Annotated in this window: 24 protein-coding genes and 1 pseudogene; 10 read left to right on the plus strand and 15 right to left on the minus strand. The window is 38.8% G+C overall.

Features of this window, described 5'->3' with window-relative positions; all coding sequences use genetic code 11:
• Nucleotides 1-10 precede the first annotated feature (10 nt).
• Nucleotides 11-499, minus strand: a pseudogene (locus EMK97_RS01235) (IS110 family transposase); the annotation flags it as partial.
• 201 nt (nt 500-700) lie between these two features.
• On the opposite strand from EMK97_RS01235, the gene EMK97_RS01240 reads away from it, so the two are divergent.
• From EMK97_RS01240 to EMK97_RS01255, 4 genes are all read left to right on the plus strand, one after another.
• Nucleotides 701-1,084, plus strand: a complete 384-nt coding sequence (locus tag EMK97_RS01240) for an NTF2 fold immunity protein (RefSeq protein ID WP_170176702.1) — start codon at nt 701-703, stop codon at nt 1,082-1,084.
• Between the two features lie 136 nt (nt 1,085-1,220).
• On the plus strand, nt 1,221-2,474 hold the full coding sequence (locus EMK97_RS01245; RefSeq protein ID WP_170176703.1) for an MFS transporter: 1,254 nt from the start codon (nt 1,221-1,223) through the stop codon (nt 2,472-2,474).
• Between the two features lie 179 nt (nt 2,475-2,653).
• Nucleotides 2,654-3,127, plus strand: a complete 474-nt coding sequence (locus EMK97_RS01250; protein ID WP_170176704.1) for a DinB family protein — start codon at nt 2,654-2,656, stop codon at nt 3,125-3,127.
• A 110-nt stretch (nt 3,128-3,237) separates the two neighbouring features.
• Nucleotides 3,238-3,714 carry a GNAT family N-acetyltransferase gene (locus EMK97_RS01255; protein ID WP_130598683.1) on the plus strand — a complete coding sequence of 159 codons (477 nt, stop codon included), beginning with the start codon at nt 3,238-3,240 and terminating at the stop codon, nt 3,712-3,714.
• Nucleotides 3,715-3,872: 158 nt separating this feature from the next.
• Here the strand turns inward: EMK97_RS01255 and EMK97_RS01260 are convergent, their stop codons facing one another.
• Nucleotides 3,873-5,087: a cation:proton antiporter gene (locus tag EMK97_RS01260; RefSeq protein ID WP_130598685.1), complete on the minus strand. Its 1,215-nt coding sequence runs from the start codon at nt 5,085-5,087 to the stop codon at nt 3,873-3,875.
• A gap of 111 nt (nt 5,088-5,198) precedes the next feature.
• Between EMK97_RS01260 and EMK97_RS01265 the strand changes: the two genes are divergently transcribed.
• From EMK97_RS01265 to EMK97_RS01285, 5 genes are all read left to right on the plus strand, one after another.
• The gene (locus tag EMK97_RS01265; protein WP_130598687.1) at nt 5,199-6,992 is read left to right on the plus strand and encodes an ABCB family ABC transporter ATP-binding protein/permease; all 1,794 of its coding nucleotides are present in this window, start codon (nt 5,199-5,201) and stop codon (nt 6,990-6,992) included.
• A gap of 30 nt (nt 6,993-7,022) precedes the next feature.
• On the plus strand, nt 7,023-7,580 hold the full coding sequence (locus EMK97_RS01270; RefSeq protein WP_130598689.1) for a DUF1415 domain-containing protein: 558 nt from the start codon (nt 7,023-7,025) through the stop codon (nt 7,578-7,580).
• A 592-nt stretch (nt 7,581-8,172) separates the two neighbouring features.
• Nucleotides 8,173-8,823 (plus strand): LysE family translocator, encoded by a 651-nt coding sequence (locus EMK97_RS01275; RefSeq protein WP_130598691.1) that lies wholly within the window; start codon nt 8,173-8,175, stop codon nt 8,821-8,823.
• A gap of 86 nt (nt 8,824-8,909) precedes the next feature.
• Entirely contained in the window at nt 8,910-9,758 is an 849-nt protein-coding gene (locus EMK97_RS01280) for a YciC family protein (RefSeq protein WP_130598693.1), read from the plus strand.
• A gap of 36 nt (nt 9,759-9,794) precedes the next feature.
• Nucleotides 9,795-10,676: a glucosaminidase domain-containing protein gene (locus tag EMK97_RS01285; RefSeq protein ID WP_130598695.1), complete on the plus strand. Its 882-nt coding sequence runs from the start codon at nt 9,795-9,797 to the stop codon at nt 10,674-10,676.
• A gap of 41 nt (nt 10,677-10,717) precedes the next feature.
• Here the strand turns inward: EMK97_RS01285 and ttcA are convergent, their stop codons facing one another.
• The 12 genes from ttcA to EMK97_RS01345 form a co-directional block, all read right to left on the minus strand.
• A complete protein-coding gene (ttcA, locus tag EMK97_RS01290) occupies nt 10,718-11,644 on the minus strand; it encodes a tRNA 2-thiocytidine(32) synthetase TtcA (protein WP_130598697.1) in 927 nt (308 codons plus the stop codon).
• 169 nt (nt 11,645-11,813) lie between these two features.
• Nucleotides 11,814-12,761 carry a universal stress protein UspE gene (uspE, locus tag EMK97_RS01295; RefSeq protein WP_130598699.1) on the minus strand — a complete coding sequence of 316 codons (948 nt, stop codon included), beginning with the start codon at nt 12,759-12,761 and terminating at the stop codon, nt 11,814-11,816.
• 186 nt (nt 12,762-12,947) lie between these two features.
• Entirely contained in the window at nt 12,948-13,667 is a 720-nt protein-coding gene (gene fnr / locus EMK97_RS01300) for a fumarate/nitrate reduction transcriptional regulator Fnr (protein ID WP_130598701.1), read from the minus strand.
• 52 nt (nt 13,668-13,719) lie between these two features.
• Complete coding sequence (locus EMK97_RS01305) at nt 13,720-14,430, minus strand: sulfite exporter TauE/SafE family protein (RefSeq protein ID WP_130598703.1); 711 nt, start codon at nt 14,428-14,430, stop codon at nt 13,720-13,722.
• Between the two features lie 2 nt (nt 14,431-14,432).
• On the minus strand, nt 14,433-14,660 hold the full coding sequence (gene ccoS, locus EMK97_RS01310) for a cbb3-type cytochrome oxidase assembly protein CcoS (protein WP_130598705.1): 228 nt from the start codon (nt 14,658-14,660) through the stop codon (nt 14,433-14,435).
• Between the two features lie 6 nt (nt 14,661-14,666).
• Entirely contained in the window at nt 14,667-17,099 is a 2,433-nt protein-coding gene (locus EMK97_RS01315) for a heavy metal translocating P-type ATPase (RefSeq protein ID WP_130598707.1), read from the minus strand.
• A 5-nt stretch (nt 17,100-17,104) separates the two neighbouring features.
• Entirely contained in the window at nt 17,105-17,599 is a 495-nt protein-coding gene (locus EMK97_RS01320; RefSeq protein ID WP_130598709.1) for a FixH family protein, read from the minus strand.
• Between the two features lie 168 nt (nt 17,600-17,767).
• A complete protein-coding gene (gene ccoP / locus EMK97_RS01325; RefSeq protein ID WP_130598711.1) occupies nt 17,768-18,739 on the minus strand; it encodes a cytochrome-c oxidase, cbb3-type subunit III in 972 nt (323 codons plus the stop codon).
• Nucleotides 18,732-18,932 carry a cbb3-type cytochrome oxidase subunit 3 gene (locus tag EMK97_RS01330; RefSeq protein WP_130598713.1) on the minus strand — a complete coding sequence of 67 codons (201 nt, stop codon included), beginning with the start codon at nt 18,930-18,932 and terminating at the stop codon, nt 18,732-18,734. Before EMK97_RS01330 ends, ccoP begins: the two co-directional genes overlap by 8 nt.
• 6 nt (nt 18,933-18,938) lie before the next feature.
• Nucleotides 18,939-19,583, minus strand: a complete 645-nt coding sequence (gene ccoO, locus EMK97_RS01335; protein WP_130598715.1) for a cytochrome-c oxidase, cbb3-type subunit II — start codon at nt 19,581-19,583, stop codon at nt 18,939-18,941.
• Between the two features lie 10 nt (nt 19,584-19,593).
• Nucleotides 19,594-21,018 carry a cytochrome-c oxidase, cbb3-type subunit I gene (ccoN, locus tag EMK97_RS01340; RefSeq protein ID WP_130598717.1) on the minus strand — a complete coding sequence of 475 codons (1,425 nt, stop codon included), beginning with the start codon at nt 21,016-21,018 and terminating at the stop codon, nt 19,594-19,596.
• A 396-nt stretch (nt 21,019-21,414) separates the two neighbouring features.
• A complete protein-coding gene (locus tag EMK97_RS01345; RefSeq protein WP_130598719.1) occupies nt 21,415-22,188 on the minus strand; it encodes a Crp/Fnr family transcriptional regulator in 774 nt (257 codons plus the stop codon).
• Between the two features lie 113 nt (nt 22,189-22,301).
• On the opposite strand from EMK97_RS01345, the gene EMK97_RS01350 reads away from it, so the two are divergent.
• The gene (locus tag EMK97_RS01350; protein ID WP_130598721.1) at nt 22,302-22,802 is read left to right on the plus strand and encodes a hypothetical protein; all 501 of its coding nucleotides are present in this window, start codon (nt 22,302-22,304) and stop codon (nt 22,800-22,802) included.
• 216 nt (nt 22,803-23,018) lie between these two features.
• On the opposite strand, the gene EMK97_RS01355 is transcribed toward EMK97_RS01350, so the two are convergent.
• Nucleotides 23,019-24,653 (minus strand): lytic transglycosylase, encoded by a 1,635-nt coding sequence (locus tag EMK97_RS01355; RefSeq protein WP_130598723.1) that lies wholly within the window; start codon nt 24,651-24,653, stop codon nt 23,019-23,021.
• Nucleotides 24,654-24,666 lie beyond the last annotated feature (13 nt).

Here is a 24,666-nt window from a genome sequence, read left to right on the forward strand (position 1 = left end):
TTGACCAGATCAACTCAAGTGCAGGGTAATTGTATTGACTGTTGGTGTTAACAATATGCGCTTTAAGCTGTGCACCATGACGTACTAACTTAGTTCTTCTGCGCAATAGGTCTCGAGTTGAGCGCATGGCTTGTGGGTAGTTATATGCGAGTGGGAAATTACCCCCTCTAAGCAAGCAGGCAATTTTATACGAATCAATTTTGTCATTTTTAGCTTTACCGCCATGAATCGCCTTCATATAAAGCGCATGACCGAGGACAAAATCAATGTCCTGTTGTTCACACCAGTCACTGACCCAGTACCAACAGTGCATACATTCAACACCAACAACGATATTGCCAAGATAAGGTGCTATAAGCTGATTTAGTAAGGTTTGCTCTGCTTTAATTTTTTGATGAAGTACCTTTTAACCATGATGATTTAAGATGCAGACATAAAGAATTCGCGCATGTAGGTCGATCCCACAATAAAAATCATGTAATTTGGTGTAGAATTTCATTGAGCTTTTTCCTTTTGGTTTTGTCGCCTTGAAGTTTAGCTGTACGCTAAGCTTCGGGGAGAAGGTTCAATAAGTATCAAGGCCATCATGGCCGTCGGACGCAAAACGCATGGCTTGCGCTCCTTCGTCGCTAAGTATAGCCATGCTTTTGTGCGCCCCATATTGAGGCGTTAGCAGTCTATGTGAATAATGGAGTATTTCGTGAAAACACCGGAAGAGTTGGTTAAGTCATTTATTTCTGATTACGAAAAATGGAACAACGAGTCATGTGCCAATTATAAAAATGACAAAATCAATGGAATGAAAAATGCGACAAATAATTATCAACTGCTCATAGATAAGTATTGCGTCTCTACACTTAGCCCACAGGGAGTTGCATTTGGCTCAGAGTCTACGCACAGCTTGGAGCAGGAAAAAATTGTAGAAAGTTCTAAAAAAGGTAACCAAGCAATAATTCACTCTCAACATAAAGATATTCATGACTTTGTGTCTACTTATGAATACCACTTGAAAGTTATCGATGGTTGTTGGAGATTAACTTCTGTTTTATATGTTGATAATGATGGAAAATATGAGTGCTTGTAGAACTGCTAACAAGTTACTCAAAAGGACGCAAAACGCTTGGCTTGTGCTCCTTCGTCGCTAATTTTAGCCAAGCATTTATGCGCTTATTAGTAAGGCGTTAGGCTTTCAGTATGTATTGCACCTTAAAGGCTTCCTCTTGAATAAAAATATTTTTCTTTTGTGGCAGGGACAACTAATAAGTCAACTCGGGATGCAAGCCTATACCATAGCAATGATGTTTTGGCTTATGGAAAATACAGGCTCATCATTTTTAATGAGCCTTATATTAACATTATCGATATTACCCAGTGTTATATTCGGACCAATTGCAGGTGTAATTGCAGACCAATTCTCCCGAAAAAATATTCTCATAGTTACAGATCTTATTCGAGGTATGTCAGTGCTTTTGCTATCGGTAATGATTTTCGGTGAATATGAAAGTCAGTTTATTATTGTTATGCTGTTTGCCACAGTCTCAATAGTCAATGGAATATCAAAGGCTTTTTTTCAACCAGCTGTAGATGCTTTTATTCCTGATTTAGTTACAAGTAACAAGCTATCTAAAACTGTTGCTTTTTTTCAGTCAACTACACAATGTACTACAATAATCGGTCAAGCTTTGGGCGGTATTCTTTACCGTGCTTTAGGTGCACCAATCTTACTTCTACTTGATGCTATTTCATATTTTATATCAGCTTTTAGTGAATCATTTATCAAATATGATGCCAAAGAGCATAAAAAAATAAGTGGTATTGCCAATAAGTATAAGCAGCATAAAGCTGATTTAATGGACGGGTTAAGTTATGTGAACAGTTGTAAAGGTATGCTACAAACGATGATATTCGCCTCATCGATAAATTTTTTCATTGCTCCAGTTATGCTTCTTTTACCTTTTTATGTTACAGGGCAATTACTCGAAGAGGCTCACTGGTATGGTTATTTACTTGCTGTAATGGCATTGGGAAGTATTTTGGGGTACTGGCTATCAGCAACTATTAATGTACGAGGAAACCGTAGAACTATGGTGATGTTTCTTTCAATGCTTTTATTTTCATGTAGTCTAATGTTATTTAGCCAGACTATATCCCCAAAAATAGCATTAATTAGTTTGTTTATTTCGGGATTAAGTTTAGGGATTTTTAATTTACAGGCAACAACATTATTCCAAAAAAACACACCAACAGAGTTTCGTGGTCGGGTTATGAGCCTTTTAATGACTATATCCAGTGGGTTGCTACCTTTAGGTTTATTAATTGGTGGTGGTTTAGGAGCTGTCACTAATAATAATACTCAGTTGATTTTTAGCGTTTGTTCTATAGGTATCGCAGTGCTAACAATAACAACGAGTTTAAATTCAAGTCTAAGAAGTTATTTGTTTAATCACGAAGAAATTGCACCAAGGAAAGCCTAACAGGTCAATTAGGAATGGGACGTCTAAGGCTTGGCTGGCGCTCATACTTCGCTAATTTTAGCCAAGCATTTATACGCCCATTAGTAAGGCGTTGGTATTTAGGAGTTCCAATTGAGTCTGGTTAATCATTTCAGGATGATGTCGATTTACAATAAGCGGATGAATAAGTAATTGATGGATTGCTGCTTAGCTTTATCAATAGACGTTACAGAGAAGGAAACCAAGTCTTTTTTCCTAATATAGTTAGTTATTGGAATCATATTCTTTTTGGGGATCTTATTTTATTAGGTCGCTTAGCTTCAAATGAAATCGGGAAACTGAAAATCAAAGACTTTGATAAATTTCCAGTACCTAAATCCCGTCAAGATATTTATCACAATCAGTTACCTGAACTTGCGAGTTTAAGAGTACAAGTAGATGACTTAATCGATTACTATTGTGCTAATTTATCTGAAGAAGATTGTGAAAAATTTATTACTTACACAACAACAGAGGGCGACTCAATAACTAAGGCAGTTGCAGATGTCACTCAGCATCTATTTAACCACCAAACTCATCATCGTGGTCAACTAACATGTGTGTTAAGTCAATTTGGTTTGGACTATGGCTGTATGGATTTACCTGTTATAGTTTCAGAAGGTCGTCGTACATAACAAACTGTTAATTCTTGGCCACATTCAGTTGGCTTGTGCTCTCTCGTCGTTAACTTTAGCCTGCTATTTTGCGCTGGTTAAGTGAGGCGTTATAACCTTAGGAAGGAAAAATGGAACTTAGAGCATTTGAAAAGGAAGACTATAACCTGCTTATTAGTTGGATTGACTCGGATAAATTGAATTATCAATGGGGTGGTCCAAACTTTGAGTTTCCATTGGATTTAGTGCAAATATCTAAACACTGTTCTCAAGTGCAAGTGTTCCCTTTTATCTTTGTTGTCTCAGGTCAGAGTGCTGGCTATGTTGAGCTATTTAAAGTGTCAGAGTCGCATTTTAGGATTTGCCGCGTATTTGTCTCAGACAGCTTTCGCGGAAAGGGTATTTCAAAGCACATGCTTGCTCAGTTGGTTACTCTAGCAAAAGAAAAATACAGTGCTAATTTATTATCGTTGGCTGTATTTGAACAAAACATAGTTGCGAAAAATTGCTATGAATTGCTTGGTTTTACCGTGACATCGCATGAAAATGGCTCTCGCTCTTTCGACGGAGAGGTTTGGGATCTTTTACGCATGGAAAAACGGTTATAACAAAGCATTTAAGCGTGAAAATTCAGTTGGCCTGTGTATTTTCGTCGCTGATTTTATCCTAATTTAGTTTATCTCATAAAAATTTCATTTTTTATGAGTTACGTTTGAAGATGAGGGGCTTAACATTTCCGTAAAGCTATTAAGCCCGAATTGATGAACTAATTTTTTAAGGTTTTAAACTTGTTGCTCATAGCTATGGCACTCATGCCATGAGCAAAGGTACTAAGTAGTACGGTTAAAACTATGATGGCAAATACCTTTTCATTTCCTTGTTTGCCGATTTGGTCAATGGCTATAAGTAAGTACAAAATCGAGGCAATCCCTCGAGGGCCAAACCAAGCGATAAATAGCTTGCTGTAGTTATTCAAACCACTACCAATGAGGCAGATAAAGACAGGTATTATTCTAATGACTGTTAAGCTTAATAAGGCGTAGAACAGTGCCATTAAATCCCAATAAGGGGCTAAAGTAGGCACAAAGGCTAAACCAAAAATTAAGAAGACAAATAAGGTAAGCATTTGGCCTTCTGTTTCACCAAATTCTTGTATTCTTTCTCTGACCAACTCATTATGCACTCCAAGAAATAACCCCGCGCAAAAAGCTGCAATAAAACCATTACCATGAACAGACTCAGCAAAGGCATAGGCTAGAATGGCAATAGAAAGGCAGGTTAAGCGTTGAAATACTTCGTTCATCCACTGCTTGTCATGAGCGTACTGGATTAATTTACCGCCAAAGTGACCAACGAATGCACCCACAAGCGGGCCAAGTGTTAGCTGCATTGCCATAAAGGTTAGCCAATGATCATCTTCAGAAATGTGACCTGCGCCACTGGCGATAACTGCAAGGCAAACAAATATGGGCGGCAGTGAAATACCGTCATTTAAACCACTTTCGGCGCTGATTGACTCTCTTATTTTACAGGGAACAGCAGGACTTTTAACAACGGCTTGTCCTAGGGCTGCATCTGTAGGAGATAAAATTAACGCTAACATGGCAAGCAACCAAATACTCGTTTCAGGGAACATACCCATAGCGACTAAGGTGCCAAAGATCATTGTCAGCGGTAAACCAATGAGAAGTAGCCTAGTTGGTAACCCAGCTAATCTAGCTCTTAGGTTTTTTAAGTGAATAAAAGAGGCATCAACAAATAAGATAATAACTAGGGTTAACTCTGCAACCAGTTTAATAATGCCTGAGTCGGTTTCAGTAATATCAAGGTGATAAATACCTAAGCCTAAAGGGCTGAGTAATAGACCGACAAAGACAAAGAACATGGGCGCAGAAATAGGGGAGTTCTCAGCGACTTTAGATACTAAGCCAAAGACAAAAATAAGAAGTACAGTGAGTATTATTATTTCATGATCATGCATGTAAAAGTCCCTGTTTATGCCCGCAGAGAAATAAATTCTCAGCTAATCTAGTTATTCTTGTTCGATACTAAGGTAATATTATAAACATTAACAACTATTTAATAGATTTTTATGCGTCGCAGTAGTTATCCTGATCAAGAAGTCACCTCAATCAATTGGTCCGCCTTTAAGTTGATATTGCCTTATTTATTTGAGTTTAAAAAGCGTATCTTTTTTGCCATGTTATGTTTGGTTTTAACCAAAGTAGCCAGTGTATATTTACCCTTTATTTTAAAGGATATTGTTGACACCTTAGATGCGAATGCAAATATTGAGGCAAGCAAGCGTGTTGCTATTCTTGTGCCATTTGGCTTGGTGGGTGCTTATGGCTTAGTTCGTTTATCTATCGTGCTTTTTGCTGAAATTAGGGATACCTTATTTGGCCGCGTTACTGAGCGTGCCATTAGGCGTATTAGTTTAAATGTATTTCGACACTTACATCGTTTAGATCTTGATTTTCATTTAAATAGACAAACTGGCGGCTTGTCGCGAGATATCGATAGAGGCACGTCTGGGATCAGTTTTCTCATGCGTTTTATGGTATTTAATATTGTGCCAACATTATTAGAAATCATTATGGTGATCAGCATATTGTTTATTAACTACGGCATCTTATTCGCGCTGATAACATTAGCTTCCATTTTAGCTTATGTTGCTTTTTCTGTGTACGCCACAGAGCGTAGAACGCGTTATGTCCGTGAGGCTAATCAAGCGGATTCATCAAGTAATACTCGCGCTATTGATAGTTTACTCAACTACGAAACCGTTAAATATTTCACCAATGAAGATTATGAAGCTAACAGTTATGACAAACAGTTGGCAACATGGGAGCAGGCCAAAATTAAAAACAGATTGTCTTTGTTTGCTTTAAATGGCGGACAAGCCTTTATTATTGCGATGGCGATGACGTCTATGTTGGCGCTTGCTGCTTATCAAGTGAGTCATGAAAAAATGACCTTAGGTGATTTTGTTTTGATCAATGCTTTTATGATGCAACTTTTTATGCCGCTTAATTTCTTAGGCTTTGTCTATCGTGAAATTAAAGGCTCGTTAGCCAACATAGAAAATATGTTTGGCTTGCTTGATAGAAAACCTAAGGTTGAAGATGATGAAAATGCGGCACAATTAGTGATTAAACAAGGGCAAATTGAAGCTAAGCGTTTAAGTTTTCATTATCAACAAGACAGGGAAATTATTAAAGATATTTCTTTTAAAGTTAATGCCGGTGAAAAGGTGGCTATTGTTGGTAAAAGTGGCTCAGGTAAATCAACCTTAGTAAAATTATTATTTAGATTTTATGATGTTACTCAAGGAGAAATACGTGTTGATGGCCAAAATATTAAAGAAGTTAGCCAACAATCTTTGCGCCAACATATAGGTATTGTGCCACAAGATACTGTGTTATTTAACGATACCTTATTCGCTAACATTCAATATGGTAACCCAAGCGCAAGTAAAGAAGCTGTGCAGCAAGCCATTGAAATGGCGCACCTTACCGAGTTTATTGACAGCTTACCTCAAAAGGAGCAAACCGTCGTAGGTGAGCGCGGCCTTAAGCTATCAGGTGGTGAAAAGCAGCGGGTAGCCATAGCTAGAACTATACTGAAAAATCCCTCTATTCTTATTTTTGATGAAGCCACTTCATCGCTTGATAGTCAATCAGAGCAAGCTATTTTATCAGCGATAAATGAAGTTGCTAAAGATAGAACCAGTATCGTTATTGCTCATCGGCTGTCCACTATTGTTGATGCTGATAATATTATAGTGATGCAACAAGGTGAAATTGTCGAACAAGGTAACCATCAAGCATTGTTAAATCAAAAAGGCTTGTATGCTACCATGTGGCAGCTTCAGCAATCAGAATAAGCAAATCATTACCCAAATAGGTTTTCCTTAATGCACAGTGAAGAAAATAACGTTGTTGCTGCAACCAAAGCTTGGTTGCAGCAAATTATTATTGGTTTGAACTTTTGCCCATTTGCTAAAAAAGAATTCGTTAACAACACAATTTGTTATCACGTTTCTAGCCATAAAAAACAAAAAGCCGCTTTATTAGAGTTTGTTGAACAATGTCAGTTGCTAGCTGATGACAACAGCATCGAGACAACTTTACTTATTTATCAAGATGGCTTTCGGGATTTTAATAGCTACTTAGATTTAGTCGATAATGCCAATGATTTACTGATAGCGCAGGGCTTTGAAGGTGTTTTTCAGCTAGCGAGTATGCATCCAGAGTATTGCTTTGCCGACGAAGACTTTGATGATGCCAGTAATTATACTAACCGATCACCATATCCCATTATTCATATTATTCGTGAAGAGAGTATGGCGCGAGTATTATCGGTTTATAAAAATCCGGAAGAAATTCCTGAAAATAATATTGCTTTAGCACAACAAAAAGGCAGTGAATATTTTAAGCGTATACTTGAAAATATTCACCATAAGCACAGTTAAACTTAACTGTTAAAAGGGAATTGAGTAATACCAAGTGAAATAATGATTTGCTCTCTCAGCGAGAATTAAAAGGCTGAGAGGCAAGGCGCTGAATGAAAAGAATGGTTATTCCCTTGTTGAGTTCAGCAACGCAGCATATCAGCCTTTTAAACTCGCCCTTTGGGAGCTTGTTAGAGGCAAGATAACTGCGGCAGACTTGCTCAATGTAGAATAACTATATTGTCACAATATCTTTCTTGTTCTCTCTCCTCTGACATAGCTCTGAGATGACTAAAGCATTATTCCACTTGGTATAAACCATTTAACACGCAATATTACATTTAGTTTACGTTATTAGTTGGCTTGTTTTTGTACACTTGTATTATGTTTAATCAAGGTGAGAACAGTAATGACGACTATTTATCATGGTAAAAAATACCGCTTTAATGGTTTTGATGAGCTATGGCAGTTCTATCGTAATATACTGTCAGCTGAGCGAGAAAGTTTACACGCTAATACTATATAAGCGTGTTTTCATTTGTTTGCTATCAGACAATTTAGCATTAATTAGGTAGACTATAGCCATTTTTGTATTCTTATCTATTTATTTGCTATGTCGTACTTAGAACAATTCTTTTTAATCGCAGGTGTGCACTTTCTTGCTGTTGCCAGCCCTGGGCCTGATTTTGCCATAATTATTAAACAAAGCGTTCGATATAATCGCCGTATAGCTATTTATACCAGTTTAGGTATTGCCGCAGGTATTATTTTGCATGTGACTTATTCACTGGTCGGCATTGGTCTTATTATTGCCAGTGATGAACGTTTACTCACTGGGTTAAAGTACTTAGCAGCGGCTTATTTTTGCTATATTGCTTGGCATGGTCTTCGTGCTAAGAAACCAAGCCAACAGAAACTTGATAGCCAAGAAAGTCAAAAACTAGCTCAAAATGAACTGCTACCAAGTGCTAAAAAAGCATTTTTAACCGGATTTTTAATAAACGGTTTGAATATTAAAGCGACATTGTTTTTTGTTAGCTTATTTTCAGTGGTGGTCGCGCCGCAAACGCCTATTGATATTAAAATGATCTATGGGTTTTATATGGTTATTGCCACAGGCGCTTGGTTTATTTTTCTTTCATTTTTACTTACCCAAGAAAAAGTTCGCTCGTTATTACAAGTAAAGGGCTATTTAGTTGATAGACTAATGGGAGCGGTTTTATTGCTGCTTGCAATTCAGTTGGTTATTAGTGACTTAAACTAACACGCTTTGGTATAGGAGCAATTTGGCGGTTATTACTGTATAATCTCATGCAATTAGTTTAAAGGTAATAGAATTAGGGTTTAGCTTTGTCAGAAAAAATTTCTGTTGTACAAGTAGGTGGTAGCATAGAGCAAGCAGTAAAAGGCGACTATGCAATTGATACTAAGCAAGTGCTCTCTCAAGCTTGGCAGCAAACATTAAAGGCTCGTGTCTCGATTAATTTAGGCTTAGGTTTTTCGCTTATTCTAGGTATGCTGGTATCTTATATTGCGAGTGGTTATTTAGGTGGTATAGAAGCCGTTTTTCAAGACCCACAAGCGAGTATGATCCTTAATATTTTAGTCACTGTGGTTATTTGGCCGTTTATGGCAGGTGTTGAAATGATGGGGGTTTTACACTCCATTGGCATGAAAACCAAGCCGAGTATGATTTTTTCATTTTTAAAACGTGGTAGTTGGGTGGCAATTTGCGCCTTACTTACTTCATCGTTAATTAGCTTAGGCTTACAGTTATTGATTTTACCGGGAATATTTTTAGCTGTGGTATTGTCATTGACCATTCCTTTGGTGGTAGAAAAACAGTTATCTCCTGTAAAAGCAATTGTTATATCTGTGCAGGCATTACGGTTTAAATGGTTTCAACTGATGACGCTATATTTAGTGCTAATTATGTGCTTTTTGGCTTTGCTATTTCCTATGGCACTGTTAGTTGAGTCAAGTATTGCGCCGGTAGGTGTTGTGATCTTTTTATTTGGTATGACGTATTTAGCACCTTGGTACTACAATGTTAAAGGTATCTTATACCGAGATATTTTCGGTATTCAAGTGGCTTCCAATAACCCGGAAAAAGTCATAGAAAATACGGCAAACGCCAGTCAAAATATCAAGAAAACTCAAAAGGATGAGCAGAATTCAGATGACACTTTTTCAGCTTAATTGCTGTCATAGTATGCTGAGTAACGGAAGATATATATGAAGATTCGTGGATTAATTAAGGTTTTATTAGTAGGCTTTTTATTGGTTGGCTTAGCTGCGCCATTTACTTTTATGCCACCGCCAGAATATAAAGCACCACTTAAAACGACTACCTCAGATTTAGCAAAAAGTGAGCAAAAGGCTGTGGCGGTTAAAAAGCCAAAAACCATTAAAGAAAAGCCGCTTCACGATGTCAAATTGCCTGATTTTGCTTCGATTAGGGATATCGCAACGAAGAAAAAGCGTTTCTTTGATTTTATTCAACCGGCTGTGGCGAAACAAAACCAGCGATTATTGCAAACTCGTCAAAAGTTAGAATATTGGTTAGAGCAAATTACTTTAGAGATTGGTTTGACTGAAACAGAACAAGCTGAATTGGCAAAGTTGGCAAAACGATATCGGGTAAATAAACATAGTTCTACCTTGCAGAAAATTGATGAGCTGTTAGAGCGAGTTGATATTATTCCTGAGTCGCTTGTATTGGTACAGGCTGCCAATGAATCAGCATGGGGAACCTCACGTTTTGCGAGAATTGGTTTAAACTTTTTTGGTATTTGGTGTTATCAACCTAAGTGCGGCATGGTACCCAATGGCCGTAACGAAGGGGCAAAACATGAAGTTGCTGCGTTTGATAGCGTAGATGATGCGGTTAAGGGTTATTTTCGAAATATCAACACACATAACGCCTACATGGTGTTTAGAAGTATTCGCTCGCAGTTAAGAGCGCATAATCAACCGCTTGATGCAGAAATTCTGGCGACAGGTTTATTACCGTATTCAGAGCGCGGTGCTCATTATGTGTTAGATATTACGGATATGTTGCGTCACAATCAGCGCTTCTTTGCCTATGAGGATACTAGCACTCACTTAAGTGATTAATTTAAGTGACTAATTTAAGTTTAAGCGAGTGCCGATAGTTATTATTGTACTTCAACAATATTTAATTGATTATCTGGCGTAGTTTCGGTATTTGCTGTGTTTGTAGCGGCATAACTTTCTTGATCAAAAGCTAAATCGCCACCATTGATGACACCTGATGTGGCATCAATGGATTTAAAGTCAAATAGTTCACTATCGCATAAGTGAGACGGCACCACGTTTTGCATTGCGGTAAACATAGACTCAATTCGTCCTGGAAATTGCTCATGCCAATCATTTAACATACGTTTAATGTTTTGTCGTTGTAAGTTTGGTTGAGAGCCACACAAGTTACACGGAATGATAGGAAAGGCTTTTAGTTCACCATATTGGATCAGTTCGCTTTCCTTACAAAATGCTAATGGCCTGATGACAACATGTTCACCATTGTCTGATACTAATTTAGCTGGCATGGCTTTCATTTTTCCACCGTAGAACATATTTAACATCAGTGTTTCAATCATGTCATCTCTATGATGACCTAAGGCAATTTTTGTTGCGCCAAGCTCTTTTGCCGTTCTATATAACACTGCGCGTCTTAAACGAGAGCATAAGCTACAGGTGGTTTTACCTTCAGGAATTTTATCTTTAACGATAGCGTAGGTGTCTTCTTCAACCACCTTGTAATCTATACCTAAGCTATCAAGGTAATTAGGTAAGATATGCTCAGGAAAACCAGGTTGTTTTTGATCTAAGTTGACCGCGACAATATCAAAGTGAATTGGTGCTGATTCTTTTAACAACATTAAGATAGCGAGTAGGGCGTAGCTGTCTTTGCCACCAGAAAGGCAAACCATAACTTTATCACCGTCTTCAATCATATTGTATTGCGCAATGGCTTTGCCAACATGCCCTCTAAGTCTTTTTTCAAGCTTAGCTAATTGAGTCTTTTGTGTCGGTGTTAATGTGTTTTCAGATGGATTTGTCATATGGCTAATACTGCAAGCACTAAAAATTTGTGCGCATTATACGCGCAAATAAATGGATTACCAATGAGAGCCCAACAAAAACTCAGTTTGTAGAAATGAAAAAGCCAAGCATATCGCTTGGCTTTAAGAAAATGATAGCTGGTAACTTATCTCTTACATCGAGTTCAGCTTAACTATTATCAAGCGGCGATATATAGCCTTGTGGTTTTAGCGCTAAAACATCGCAATTGAGCTGATCTATAACATGCTCTGCGGTATTGCCAATTAATGCTGCTGAAATACCTGTTCTGCCGATTGTACCTAATATAACCAGCTCAGCGTCAATTTGTTGCGCGGCTTGCTCTATTACTGTCTCTGGTAAGCCTTCTTCAACATAGGTGTTTTTAACATCAATATTAAATTTGTTAGCATGTGCAGCCATCGCTTCTTTATGATGCTTTAACATGGCGTTGTTGTACTCTGAAGAGTCAAATTCTGGAATTTCAATAGAAATGTTAACAGGTGTTCCCGGGTATGAATTGACTAGATGCACGTTCGCTTTAATAAGCTTAGCAAGCTCTGATGCTTGTTCAGTAATATCATTATTAAGAGATAAGTGCTCTTCTTCATCGCTGCCAACATTCAGTGCTGCTAGGATATTGCCATTTTTCGGCCACTCATGATCTTTAACCAGTAACACTGGCGTAGGGCACTTGCGTAATATATGCCAGTCAGTAGGAGTGAAAACAACTGATTTTAATTTATCGTGCTGATGAGTGCCTTTGATCACTAAATCATAGCCATGCTCAAGTACTTGGTTAACGATGGCTTCAAATGGTCGGTTATGCCAAACCACTTGGCTTTTAATATCCATACCTGAATCTAATTCAGCAATAATATCATCGAGCCATTGTTGTTTATCTTTTATGACCATTTGACGCATAGCGTCGCGTTCACCGCTTGATAGGATTGTGGTCATTTCATAAGAGAAATCAAAGATACTAAAGAAGGCGGTAATTTTCGTTGGCGTTGCGCTGTTTTCGTTAATCTTACTGGCCAACTCAATGGCTCTTTTCAGGGCTTTCTGTTCGTTGGTGGTTGGGTCGACAACAACGAGTATGTTTTGATACATTTCCATGAATAACCTCTATTTAAGCAATTATCAATTCTGTTTAACTGGTCTAATTACTTTATAGCAAAATAGTGTGATTAATGCTTGTTTTATATCAATTTACTTTGTAACGGAGATAAAAAAATCCCATAAGTTACTTAATTAAATAATTGAGTAACTTATGGGATTTTTATTAAGCTAAAAGCGCTGAACTTAGAGCGCTGCTACATCAGTCAGTTCATCTAAGTCTAAAATAGTAATCAATTTACCATCAACTTTGATTAACTCGTTTTTATGAAAACGATTAAGTAGACGACTAATGGTCTCAACCGTTAGACCAATATAGTTACCAATATCACTACGAGTCATGGTTAAGCGAAATTCAGTTGCTGAAAGACCTCTAGCACGGTAACGTTCACTTAAGCTGACTAAGAAAGTTGCCACACGCTGCTCGGCGTTCTTTCTGTTAAGCAAGGTTAACATTTCTTGATCTGTTTTGATTTCAGTACTCATCAAACGTAATACTTGCTTTTTAAGCTTAGGCATAGTGTTTGATAGGCTATCTAAGTTGGTATAAGGAATTTCACATACCATAGAGGTTTCTAACGCTTGGGCAAAGCTTGGGTGAGCGTTTTCTGCGATGGCGTCAAAGCCCAGTAAATCACCTGCTAGATGAAAACCAGTAATTTGCTCTTCACCTTGTTCATTTACGGTAAAGGTTTTAAAGGTGCCTGAGCGAATTGCATATAATGAGTGTAATTCTTGGCCATCATGGAAGATCTTATCGCCTTTGTGGATAGGGCGTTTGCGATCAATAATTTCATCTAAGGAATTGAGTTCACTATCATTCAGGGAGAAAGGTAAACATAATTCACTAATACTACAATTTTGACAGTGAATATGTTGTTGGCTTGGGCAACTTTTATTGGGCATAGCTTTTATTTACTCACAAATATGTAAAAAACGCTGTAATGAGGCAATGTTATTAGAACATTAATTGATATGCAACAAAAAAACTGTAAAAACCATAAGCTATAACTAATATTGCCATAAATTGTTTAGTTTTTGGCTTGACTAGTAGATTTTTTATGCTAGCAAGGCTAAATGAGAGTGCTAGTAAGGCCGGTAAGGTGCCCAAGCCAAACAGTAACATAATACCAGCGCCTGTTAGGGCGTTACCACTGGCTAATGCCCAAGTGAGGGTTGAATAAACTAGCCCACAGGGTAACCAGCCCCACAGCGCCCCTAAGGTGAGTGCTTTTTTGCCTGAATCAACAGGAATGACCTTATTGGCTAAAGGTGATATTTTCCGCCACAATTTGGCGCCAATGGCTTCGATACGTGTTAATAACATAAACCATTGACCAATATACAGCCCAAGTAGAATTAAAAATACGGCTGCGACAAGTCTTAATCCAGCGATAGGTAAACCTATATTTTTCGCTGCAATTGAGCCAGTAAAGCCAACGAGAGCACCAATTAAACTGTAAGATGCTATGCGTCCAAAGTGATAGCAAATAATGAGCTTAGGCTTTTGTCTTGCTTGAGTGACTTGCACAGAGATATTGCCAACTTGGCTATCCGCTTTAGTGGTAATGGCAGACGTTAACATGGTGGTGATACCGCCACACATACCAAGGCAATGTCCTGAGCCAACCAAGCCGATTAGAAACGCTGAAAGTAAATCTAGGCTCACAATTATTGACTCTGGTTATCTTCTTTACCGTAATCTTTTGTCTGTTCAGCTTGCTCTTGCTTGTTTTCAGAGCCTTTTTTATCGTCAACCTTTTTATCGTCAAATAGGATACTCATGCCTTGTTTTTCTAAATCATCAAATTGCTCGGATTTTACCGCCCAGAAAAAGAGATAAATACCTAAGGCGGTAAGTAAAATTGCAATCGGGATTAAGATATAAATGATGCTCATGATTACTTACCTTTTAAGTAAACGCAGGGAGTTGGTGATAACCAATATTGAACTTGCTGACATGCCGATAACAGCCATATAGGGCGTAATAAAGCCACATACTGCAAGCGGTAGTACAATAGCATTGTAACCAAACGCCCAGAGATAATTTTGAAAAATGATTTTTCGGGTTTTCTTCGCTACTTTAGCTAATGTCAGAATACTGGTTAGTTTATTATTCAGCAATATAACGTCAGCACCGCTTTTGGCAATATCAGCGCCACAGCCCATAGCGATAGAAACATGCGCGGCGCCAAACACTGGAGAGTCATTCACGCCATCTCCGGTCATCACCACGAGGTGCTCTTTTGCTTGTTTTGCTTGGATAATTTCCATTTTATCGCTAGCGGTTAAGCCACCTTGTGCAGAGTGCAGAGGGATTGTTTGCTTAATTTTATCGCAGGCTATTTGGCTATCACCTGAAAGCAACATAGTCGTCGCAGACTTATTCAATTGTTCGATGACTTTGTCGGCATCATCTCTGATCTCATCAACTAACTTAAAGCTTGCGATTACTTGGCTGTGGTTATTTTCAACTACTTTAACCAGTACACACGAGTATTCTTTATAATGATGTCCTTCCTGTTCGCTTAACAGCCAGTTAGGTTTACCTATGCGGTATGTTTGCTCGTTAATATTTCCTAGCACGCCTTGGCCTGAAATTACTTCTACCTGATGCGCGTTAATAGTAAAGTCGCGATGCTTAGTAAATGGTTTAGCTATTGGGTGCTCAGAGTGTGCCTCTAGTGCTGCAGCAATGGCGAGCACCTTGTCTTCGTTAAGACCGTTACTGAGAGAGAAATCGCTTAGGGTTACTTCTGCGATAGAAAATTCACCTGTGGTCAGTGTACCGGTTTTATCAAAGGCAAAACAATTGACTTGTGGCATGGTTTCCATCACATGCGCAGACTTTGTCATAATACCTTCTCGATTTAACCGCGTGGTGGCGCAGGTCAGTGCAGTTGGTGTTGCTAGCGATAACGCACAAGGGCAGGTGGCAACTAATACCGATAGAGTGATCCAAAAAGCTTCTTCTGGTAGATGTTGATGCCAATACAGCGCGGTGCCTATGGCAGTAACCAGGATAATAGCAACAAAGTATTGCGCGACTTTGTCTGAGAATTTAGCCAGTTTAGGCTTATGTGCTTGGGAGTGTTCGCTTAAGCGTATTAACTGGCTTAAAAAGGATTGACTGCTAGGCTGATCAACTTTAACAATTAAATTACCATCGCCATTAATTGTACCAGCGAACACTTTGTCTTGTTCAGTTTTACTTATAGGGCGCTGCTCTCCTGATAGCATGGCTTCATTCAGTTGGCTTTGCCCTGAAATAATAATGCCATCAGCGGGTACTACTTCACCTGGCTTAACGATAACGCTATCGCCTTTAACCAGTTGCTTAGCTGCGATTAATTGCTCTTCGCTGGCATTTTCTTGCTGTGTATTGTTTATCAGCTTAGTTGCTGTCATTGGCATTAATTTAAGTAGATTAGCAGATACTTGCGCTGCTCTTGAGCGAGCTCTAAACTCTAAAAATTTACCAATGAGTAAAAGAAAAGTGAACATAGAAACTGATTCAAAGTACACTTCACCTTGCTGAGAAATAGTTGCCCAACCACTGGCACTAAAGGCTAATATAATGGCAATAGAAACAGGAACGTCCATGGAAAGCCGCTTGGCTTTTATCGCATTGATTGCGCCAGTATAAAAAGGAAAGGCACCATAACTGACAATAGGCAAGGTTAATAAAAAACTTGTCCACCTTAGGTAGACTTTATTGTGCTCAGCCATATCGGCAAAAGCGCCAAAATATAGGCCAATGGCAATCATCATCACTTGCATCATTAAAATGCCACTGATGCCTAAGCGCTTAATAAATATTTTACTGTGCTTTTTATTTTGAATCTCTGCATCGTTCGCTTTAAAAGGCAGGGCATGATAACCGATATGTTCAATCGCGATTAAAATATCACTGAGTATTACCGTATCGTCATGCCATTTTACCGTGGCTCTTTGTGAGGTGGCATTGACGCTAATATCGATCACACCAGCAAGTTTACTGATCTGCATTTCAATTAACCAAGCACAGGCTGCACAACTGATACCATCAACGGTTAATATGGCCTCTTTATACTGGTCTGTTTGATAAATAAACTCACTTTGTAAGACTTCTTCATCAAGTAGTTTTTTCTTTTGCAACTGCTCAGGAATAAGTGATTGACCCTTATTCGCCGGTTCAGTACGAACTTGATAGTATTGCGTTAAGCCATTATCAACTATGGTTTGTGCTACCGCCTGACAACCTACACAACACATAGGTTGCGCTTTTTCATTTATGTTAACAAATAATGAAATACCATTAGGCACTGGCTCTTGGCAGTGAAAACAGGACATGGACATAATAACTACTGAGCTTTGGTTGGATCTGGAATTAAATCGATAAAATCTTTTTGTGGTAGGCCAATGGCATTGTGAATTTTCCAGTGATCTTCAAACGGACTGATGGTGATTTTCCATTTACCTGTTACTGCATGATCAAATTGGTGTCTAAAGTGACCATTACCATCAGGTGTTAAAGCGATATAAAAATCTTTTTCAGCAAGGGTAGGGTGAAAGAAATTGACATTGAGTAATGGAAAGGTTTTTTCGATACCCGTTGGCTTAATTACAAGTTCATTATTATCAAGCTTGAGCGCAAAACGCATACCTAGCTTTTGCGCCATTTTAACTTTAGACACTTCTAAGTTAATTGATTTACCTTTTTTATAATAATCGCCAACAACAAGCGTGTCTGGTTCGTGATTGGCAATGATATAGGTGGCAATACCAGCAACAACCGCAGTAAAAGGAAGAATAAATACTAACCAAGCCCAAGGCTCGCGATACCATGAAGTTTTCATAAGTTGTTATACCAATTGTGTCAATTTGTGCTGGATAAAAGTGCCGTTATTATACTGTTTTTGCTCGCTTACAGCTAGTACGCTACCAAGAAATAAGCATTAAAAAAGCCCTTGTTTACAATTAGTAACAAGGGCTTTTATTAACAGTTAATTATTACGATGTTTTAGTTAGTCTTGAGACAAGCTATAAACATAAGCCGAAATAATATGAACTTTTTCTTCACCTAGGATATCTTTCCAAGGAGGCATTACACCGGCACGGCCATTACGGATTGATTCTTCAATAGCACGTTTTGAACCGCCGTATAACCAAATGTTGTCAGTCAGGTTAGGTGCACCAAGTGGTAAGCCCATCGCTAAACTACCTTGACCTTCAGGACCATGACAAGCAGCACACATAGCAAATTTGGCTTGACCAGCTTTTGCCAGTTCCGGGTCAACTGAACGACCACTTAGGCTAATAACATAAGCTGCAACTTCCTTAACACCTTGCTCGCCACCTAAAGCATCTTTCCAAGCCATCATACCTGAGGCTTTACGGCCATTCATGATGCTTTCTTTGATTGCTTCTGGTGTACCGCCGTATAACCAATCGTTGTCGGCTAGGTTAGGGAAGCCAGTTGTACCGTGAGCATCAGAGCCGTGACATTGTGCACAGTTTTGAATGAATAAACGTTGACCCACTTTTAACGCTTCACTATCAGTGGCTAAATCTTCAATGCTACGCGCAGCGTAAGCTTCGAAAATAGGGCCAAATTTAGCGTCAGCTGCGGCAACTTCACGGTCATACTGTACTAATACACCTGAATCTTTATTTAAGTATTCAGCTGTTTTAGCTTTTGACTCAGCGATGTTTAAAATACCTTGGTTAGAACTTTTCCAGCCTAAAACGCCGGTCCAGTTACCTAAACCGTACATGGCAAAATAAACAAATGCCCACACGATAGTCACTAAGAAGAAAGTACTCCACCATTTTGGTAATGGATTGTTTAATTCTTCGATGCCATCGAATTCGTGTCCCATTGACTCGCCTTCTTTAACACCTGCAAAGTTCTTTAAGCACCAACGTAGTAGAATAATACATCCTACTAGTGTGCCTAGGGTAAGAACCCAAACCCATATATTCCAGAAACTAGACATTATTATTAGTCTCCTGTTTGCTATCTTTATCAAGATGGCGTTCTTTATCTGCTTTTTTGTCTTCTTCAAAAATTGAGTTCGCTACTTCATCAAATGAAGCTTTGCGTTTTTTTGAATAGGACCAAATCACAATAATGATAAATAACGCCAATATTAGGAGGGCAAAAAACCCTCTAAGTGTTCCGTAATCCATCAGGAGCTACTTCAATGCATGGCCTAGTGATTGCAAGTAAGCAACCAAGGCTTCCATTTCAGTTTTGCCAGCAACAGCGTCCTTAGCACCATCTATTTCAGCTTGAGTGTATAGCGGAATAGGGTTACCTTGCTCGTCTTTATGAGAGCGATTACGCGTTAACCAATTAAATGTCGCTAACTTCTTACCCGTTAGCTCACCATCTAAGGTGTTTTCATTTAACCAAGAGTATGCAGGCATGTTTGACTCAGGTACAACAGAGCGAGGATCTGTTAAATGAGCAATATGCCAATCGTCACTGTAACGACCGCCAACACGTGCTAGATCAGGACCAGTACGTTTTGAGCCCCATAAGAAAGGGTGTTCCCATACGTGCTCACCTGCAACACTGTAGTGACCATAACGTTCAGTTTCCGCTCTAAATGGACGAATCATCTGGCTGTGACAGTTGCTACAACCTTCACGGATGTAAATATCACGACCTTCCATTTCAAGGGCTGTGTATGGTCTTAAATTATCAACCGGAACAGTGGTTTCTTTTTGGAAAAATAATGGGGTTATTTCAACTAAGCCACCAATACTAATCGCTAGTACGGTTGCAAGGAAAAACATGCCAACATTCTTTTCAACTTTTTCATGTGAATTTTTCATGTTGATCTCCTTATGCTGCATCTACAGGCTTAAGACTTCCGTCTTTTGCGCCAATAGTTTTAAACATGTTGTAAGCCATTAAAACAAAGCCGGCAACAACCAACACACCACCTAAGAAACGAATGAAGTAGAATGGGTAAGATGCGGTTAAACTTTCAACGAAGCTATAAGTTAAAGTACCGTCAGAGTTAACTGCACGCCACATTAAACCTTGCATTACACCTGAAATCCACATAGCAACGATATATAAAACGATACCGGCAGTGTGCATCCAGAAGTGAATGTTAATTAAACGAATGCTGTACATACGGCCTTGGTTAAATAGTACAGGAATCAAGTGGTATAAAGCACCGATTGATACCATAGCAACCCAACCTAGTGCGCCTGAATGTACGTGACCAACTGTCCAGTCAGTATAGTGAGATAAGGCATTTACTGACTTAATTGCCATCATAGGACCTTCGAAGGTAGACATACCGTAGAAAGATAATGAAACGATTAAGAAACGTAAAATAGGGTCATGACGAAGTTTATGCCAAGCACCAGATAAGGTCATAATACCGTTGATCATACCACCCCATGAAGGAAGGAATAATACAACTGACATTACCATACCTACTGATTGAGCCCAATCAGGAAGTGCTGTGTAGTGTAAGTGGTGAGGACCAGCCCAAATGTATAGTGATACTAACGCCCAGAAGTGAACGATAGATAAACGGTAAGAGTAAACTGGACGCTCTGCTTGTTTCGGTACGAAGTAGTACATCATACCAAGGAAACCAGCGGTTAATAAGAAACCTACGGCGTTATGACCATACCACCACTGCATCATAGCATCGATTGCACCAGAGTAGAGTGAGTATGATTTCATGCCTGAAAGTGGGATAGCCATTGAGTTACCAAGGTGCAATACTGCAACTGTGATAATAAAGCCACCAAAAAACCAGTTAGCAACATAAATGTGTGACGTTTTACGCTTGATAATCGTGCCGAAGAAAACAATAGCGTAAGCTACCCAAACAACGGTGATTAAAATATCAATTGGCCATTCAAGTTCAGCGTACTCTTTAGATGTGGTATAACCTAAAGGCAGTGAAATTGCAGCTGAAAGAATAACCGCTTGCCAACCCCAGAAAGTAAACGCAGCTAACTTACCGCCAAACAAGGTTGTTTGACACGTTCGTTGAACAACGTAATAAGAGGTAGCAAATAAGGCACTTGTACCAAAAGCAAAGATTACTGCATTGGTATGCAGTGGACGAAGACGGGAGTAGGTTAACCAAGGTGTATCAAAGTTAAGCGCAGGCCAAATTAATTGAGCCGCGATTAGTACACCTACAAATGTACCAACGATCCCCCAGATTACAGTCATCACAGTAAACTGACGAACAACATCGAAGTTGTAGTCTACTGCTGACGTATTACTTTGAGTCATGTTATGGATTCCGCAGTGTTATTATTAGTCAGAAAAAGATAAATTCTTTTTAAAGCTAAACTAAAAACATCAAGCTTCAGGACAAAATTTATACTATTTCTTGTGAAACCGCATTAGCGCGGTGATATATGTCACATAAGTGTTGCTAAATGTGTCATTTCAAAGCAATTTTACCCTTTGCCAATGATCTAAATCAATAGCTACATCTGTTTAAATTTGATATAGATCAACTTAAAAAGATTAATGCCTTATAGCTAGTATGGTTATTGTCTTGGCAAGGTTTTCTTTGCTAAAAAATAGCGCATGTTTGAGCATTTCTCACTAAGGGTAGAAGAGCGCATCTTATTGAGCAAGTTTAACTATTATTGTAAGTAAATATTTTCTGAAGCTAAGACGCTACACTTCATGAAAATTAGCTAATTCTTTTAATTTATCTTTATCTAATAACTCGATAATTTTGCCGTTAATGTGAATAAGCTGTTCTTTTTGGAATTTGGCGAATACGCGACTTAAGGTTTCACGTCTTAATCCTAAAAAATTGGCGACATCATTGCGACTTATCAGAAGGTTAAGTTGTTTGTCATTACCTGAGTAGGCGGCATTGCGCTCGGTAACATTAATCAAAAAGGCTGCTAATAAGCTATCCGCTGATTTTTTACCGATAAAGGCTTGAAAGTTGGTTTGTCTGACAAAGCTTTGTTTACTTAATAGTTTGATTAGGTTTTGTTGAAGCTCTGGTACTAACTTACCACATGAGGTCATTTGTTCTACTTCAACCTTGCAAATAGAGCTTTCACCAATAGCAACGGCAGTATAGTTATACTTCTCTAAATAGAGGGCGTCTTCACCAAGTAGCTCGCCTGGATAGCGCAGCCCGACTATTTTCTCACTACCATCCTTGTCGGTAACGCATAACTTAAAAGCCCCTGAACAAACAGCATAAATCGCCGTTAAAGGCGTACCTTTTTCAAAAAGTATGCTGTTGTTAATGTTGGCATGGCTTGTTGCAGTGTTAATAGGAATGCGTCGGGTTAAATAACTGTTCGCTAACGCTAAAGACTGACTTCCTTGCTCAATAGGTTGACAGACAGATTGCATAGAGCAGTCATCACATTCAACATAGTTTGTTTGAGCTTTATTTGAACTATTTTCTTGTGTTAAAGAAGCCATTTAACGCCTAAATATCTGTTTTATTGCCGAGAAAGGCTGGCTAGTTTAAGGCAGTCAAGTGATAATAACAACCTTGTCAAGGCTCTCCCTTTCTAAGGTATTGGAAACATTGAATGTTTAAAAAATTGTCTATTATGGCTTGTAGCTTACTTGTGGCTTGTCAGCCTATTGAATCTAAACCTGAGCAAAATAAGCTTGCGCTTGAGTATGTTTGCTTGAAGAGTCAAAGTCAGTGTGAATTCAAAACAGAAATGGGGCATGTTGCCATAACCTTTGCTCAGGCTTTACCTGCATCTTTACAGGGGAATGCCAAGCAAGGTATTTATGGTGAATTGCCCTTTTCTGTGCAGCTAAACGTAAAGCAAGTGGATGAATTGATTCAAGTTGAGCAGATATCGGCTTATATGGAAGGAGTCGATATGTTTATGGGGAAAGTGCCGTTATTTTTTAGTGAAAGTTCAGCGAGGCAATATAGCGCAGACGGGCTTTTAGCTAATTGTAGCGAAGAAACCATGGTTTGGCGTTTATGGCTAACGCTAAAGGTGAAAAAAGCAGGAGAGGCTGACCTGAGTGAACAAACACTCTTTGTTGATTTTACCGGACAGCGCTCTTAATTAACCTGAGCTCGGCTTAATAAATAGCTCTCTAGCAGCTAATTTAACTTACTTCGGCGTTAAATTTACTTGCAATAGGCTAGCTATTGACGCGAAATTTTCCTTGAATTAAGTCAAATTATCAAACTAGAGAGTACACGTGCAAACTAATTATTGATATTTCAAACTGTTAACTTATCTCTTAAACCGAGCTCAGGTTAACTAAGCTCGGCTTTACTAGATGTTATTGGTTACATCAACGGATAGCTTGAGCCTTTGCCCTGGCTGTAAATATTTATTACGGTTTAAGTTATTCCAGCGTTCAATATCAGCTATACGTACATTAAATTTATTGGCGATACGAGCAAAAGAATCACCTCGGCGTACTTTATAAGTGATATTACGCATGATTGCTTGCTCTGCGGCATTAGCGTTAACTTGATTGCTTAAATTAGCCGTTTGCACGGTTGGTTTTTGCCATATAACGAGTTTTTGCCCTAGTTTTAATGTATCTCTTGGGGCAAAACCATTCCATTTAGCAATACTTTTGCTATTGACCTTGTATCGACGACCTAAGTCCCACAGATTATCGCCAGAGACAACAGTATGAACTAGTTTTTGACCCTGTTGCGCTTTGCTCTGTTTTTTCGCTATTCTTTGCTCTTGTGAAAGTATGTAGCTATCAAGAGACTTGGCTGCAACAGGGATTAATAAGTGTTTGCCTGCCCGTATTTGGCTGCCTTTAATATTATTGATCTGCTGAATGAGAGCGACACTGGTGTGATGTTTTTTCGCAATTGCACCTAAGTTATCACCACGTTTTATTTTGTAGCGTTGCCAAGCAAGGCGATCTTCATCACTGAGTTTGGCTAAGCCTTCTTGAAAATGCGCAACTTTTTGACTAGGTAGTAATAGGTGGTGAGGACCATCTGGATCTGTTGCCCAACGATTAAAGCCTGGGTTAAGACGTTGTAACTCCGTTAAAGATAATTCAGCTAAACTGGCTGCTTTGGCAAGATCTAACTGCGATTTGATATCAACTTGGCTGATCACCGGTTTATTATCAATTTGATATAAGCTTAAATTAAAATCTTGAGGTCTTTTGATAATATCAGCTAATGCTAACAGTTTAGGCACATAGGCTTTTGTTTCTTTTGGTAGTTTTAATGACCAAAAGTCGGTTGATTTATTATTACGTTTATTCTTTTTCACCGCACGGCCAACACGGCCTTCACCTGAGTTGTACGCCGCTAGCGCTAATAGCCAATCGCCATCAAAATATTTGTGTAGATATTTTAAATAAGCAATGGCTCCTTGCGTTGAAGCGACAACATCGCGCCTGCCGTCATACCACCAATTTTGCTTCATACCAAAGCGTTCACCGGTGCCGGGGACAAACTGCCACATACCTGAAGCTCTGCCGTGAGAGTAAGCAAATGGATCAAAAGCGCTTTCTACAACGGGTAAAAGCGCCATTTCAAGCGGCATATTGTTTTTTTCTAATTCTTGGACAATATAGTAAAGAAATGGCTCAGCGCGTTTGGCAACACGCTTTAAATAATTAGGATGCTTTATATACCAATTACGCTGGGCAACAACACGGCTGTTTTCGGGGACATCAAAGGTTAGCTGCTCGCGAATACGCTGCCAGATGTCGTCATGCTGTTGAATGGTCTTTTTATCTAACGAAAAATCAACATCAGCCACAGGGTGAAAAACATCAATGCTTTCATCAGCCAATAAGGCGTGATTAATTTCTACGGCGCTGGCAGTATGTTGGCTAGCATTATCTGTTAGGTCGTTATCTTCGGTATTTAATGTACTTTGACAACCTGTTAGAAGAACAAGTGCGGGTAATAAATAGTGCTTCATGAAAAACCAATAA

The sequence above is a fragment of the Litorilituus sediminis genome, from assembly GCF_004295665.1.
GTDB classification, from domain to species: Bacteria; Pseudomonadota; Gammaproteobacteria; order Enterobacterales; family Alteromonadaceae; genus Colwellia; species Colwellia sediminis.